Source organism: Mycobacterium sp. E183 (genome assembly GCF_001667735.1).
Classification (GTDB): domain Bacteria; phylum Actinomycetota; class Actinomycetes; order Mycobacteriales; family Mycobacteriaceae; genus Mycobacterium.
This window is the reverse complement of the sequence record NZ_LZJN01000151.1, coordinates 1-2,618: the sequence shown is the minus strand read 5'-3', so window position 1 is coordinate 2,618 and position 2,618 is coordinate 1. Positions and strand designations below refer to the sequence as shown.

2 protein-coding genes and 2 pseudogenes are annotated in these 2,618 nt (G+C 69.3%); 3 read left to right on the top strand and 1 reads right to left on the bottom strand.

The window, feature by feature from the left end; all coding sequences use genetic code 11:
• The coding region (gene gabT / locus A5691_RS17330; RefSeq protein WP_068266727.1) for a 4-aminobutyrate--2-oxoglutarate transaminase at positions 1–1,286 on the bottom strand (1,286 nt) is incomplete at its 3' end.
• A gap of 220 nt (positions 1,287–1,506) precedes the next feature.
• Here gabT and yajC point away from each other — a divergent pair.
• The 3 genes and pseudogenes from yajC to A5691_RS28710 all read left to right on the top strand — a co-directional run.
• On the top strand, positions 1,507–1,845 hold the full coding sequence (gene yajC / locus A5691_RS17325) for a preprotein translocase subunit YajC (protein WP_067268848.1): 339 nt from the start codon (positions 1,507–1,509) through the stop codon (positions 1,843–1,845).
• 112 nt (positions 1,846–1,957) lie between these two features.
• Positions 1,958–2,551: pseudogene (locus A5691_RS17320) on the top strand (protein translocase subunit SecD); the annotation flags it as partial.
• Positions 2,530–2,618 (top strand): annotated as a pseudogene (locus A5691_RS28710) (hypothetical protein); the annotation flags it as partial. The pseudogenes A5691_RS17320 and A5691_RS28710, both read left to right, overlap by 22 nt.

Here is a 2,618-nt window from a genome sequence, read left to right as displayed (position 1 = left end):
TCGCTGATGGTCAGCGGCGGCAGCAGCCGGATGATGTTGCCGAACATGCCGCACGTCAACACGACGACGCCGGCGGCATGGGCCGCCTTGGACAGCTTCTGAGTCAGCTCCGCGTCGGGCTCGGCGGTACCTGACTTGACCAACTCGATGGCGATCATGGCGCCGCGGCCGCGCACCTCGCCGATCCGGTCGTCGCCGGCCTGCAGGCGCAGCAACGGCTCGGTGATCAGCCGTTCCAGTTGCCGGGCCCGCTCGATCAGCCCGTCACTTTCGATCGTTGAAATGGTGGCCAATGCTGCAGCACAAGCGATCGGGTTGCCACCGAATGTGCCGCCCAACCCGCCGACATGCGACGCGTCCATGATCTGCGCCCGGCCGGTGACCGCCGACAGCGGCAGCCCGTCGGCGATGCCCTTGGCGGTGCAGATCAGGTCGGGTTCGATGCCCTCGTGTTCGCACGCGAACATGGCGCCGGTGCGCGCAAACCCGGTCTGCACCTCGTCGGCGATGAACACCACGTCGTTGTTGCGGCACCAGTCGAGCAGGGCCGGCAGGAATCCCTCGGCCGGCACGATGAAGCCGCCTTCGCCGGCGATCGGTTCGATGATGACCGCGGCGAGGCTGTCGGCGCCGACCTGGCTCTCGATGACGTCGATCGCCCGCGCGGCGGCCTTCTCCCCGTCGGTGGCCAGCTCCTTGTCGAGAAGCCCGTCCCGGTACGGGTAGGACACCGGGGCCCGGTAGACCTCCGGCGCGAACGGGCCAAAGCCGCTCTTGTACGGCTTGGACTTGGCGGTCAGCGCCATCGCCAGGTTGGTGCGGCCGTGGTACGCGTGGTTGAACGCCACGACGGCGGGCTTGCGGGTGTACGCGCGGGCGACCTTGACGGCGTTCTCGACGGCTTCCGCACCGGAGTTGAACAGCACCGAGCGCTTCTCGCCGGAGCCCGGCGTGATCCGGTTGAGCTCCTCGGCGACGGCGACGTACTGCTCGTACGGCACGACCATGAAGCAGGTGTGGGTGAATTCGGCGACCTGGGCGCGCACCGCCTCCACCACCCGGGGCGAGGAGTTGCCGACGGTGGTGACCGCGATGCCGGAGGCCAGGTCGATGAGCCGGTTGCCGTCGACGTCCTCGATGATGCCGCCGAACGCCCGCGCCACGAACACCGGCAGCGAGACGTTCACCCCGTGCGACACCGCCGCGGCGCGGCGTTTGGTCAGCTCCAGCGAAGCGGGACCGGGGATTTCGGTGACCAGCTGGCGTGTCTGCTCGAGGCCGGCCACGATCTTCTCCTCACCGCGGCGCGCCTGTCACGTCGCGACTCAAGCCTATCCGGCGCGTCCCCGCCCGGCCTCTCATGTACGGCGGCGCTCGGGGGCGACCTGCGGCAATGGCACACTGGCCGGTACGAGGTGCGCGGCCCGCGGGTCGTCCCGGCCACCGATGGCCTTCAGTGCCACGACGAAGCCACTACGAAGCCACTACGAAAAGACAGGCCCGTTCATGGAAAGTTTGATCCTGTTCCTGCCCTTCCTGCTCATCATGGGCGGGTTCATGTACTTCGCCTCGCGCCGGCAGAAGCGGGCGATGCAGGCCACCATCGACCTGCACGAGTCGTTGCAGCCGGGCGACCGCGTGCACACCACATCCGGGCTCGAGGCCACGGTCGTCGAGATCACGGACGACACCGTCGACCTCGAGATCGCGCCCGGGGTGGTCACGACCTGGATGAAGCTGGCGATCCGCGACCGGATACTGCCCGACGAGGACGACCTCGCTGAGGACGACGACGCCGACGATTTGGAGGAATTCGGCGACAACCGGGCGACCAAGGATTCCTGACGGCGATTGCGGCCCAAACCCACCAGCGGCGCGATCGCGGTGAGGGAGGCACGTAGTCTTTTCTAGGCTCTGTCCGGGGTAAGAAACCGATTCTCGAGGAGATAGAAGGAACGTGGCATCGTCTTCGGCGCCGGTGCACCCTGCCCGCTACCTGTCCGTCTTCCTGTTGCTGCTCGTCGGCGTCTATCTGCTGGTGTTCCTGACCGGCGACAAGCGGGCCGCACCCAAGCTCGGCATCGACCTGCAGGGTGGCACCCGCGTCACGTTGACCGCGCGCACCCCGGACGGCTCACGTCCGAGCCGCGACGCGCTGGCACAGGCGCAGCAGATCATCAGCGCGCGCGTCAACGGGCTGGGCGTCTCCGGTTCGGAAGTCGTGGTCGACGGCGACAACCTGGTCATTACCGTGCCCGGCAACGACGGCAACGAGGCCCGCAACCTGGGGCAGACCGCTCGTCTCTACATCCGCCCGGTGCTGAACTCGATGCCGGCGCAGGAGCTCCAGCCCAAGCCTGCGCCGCAGGCGCCCCCGCCCGGGCAGGCGCCGCCGCCGGGCCAGCCTGCGCCCGGGCAGGCGCCGCCCCCGGGCCTCGCCCCGCCGCCGGGGCAGGCGCCGCCCGGCCAGCCCGCACCGGCGCAACCCGCACCGCAGGGTGGACGGCCGCCGGCCCAGCCACGGCCGTATCCGCAGGACCCGCCGCCGTCGTCGTCGTGTTGACGTGCGGCATGTTCGGCAACATCATCCGGCTGCTGCCGCCGCTGACCATCAGCGA

What these genes read in the sequence shown, in the direction of transcription:
- yajC (WP_067268848.1), top strand. Translation starts at nt 1,507, where the DNA reads ATGGAAAGTTTGATCCTGTTCCTGCCCTTCCTGCTCATCATGGGCGGG.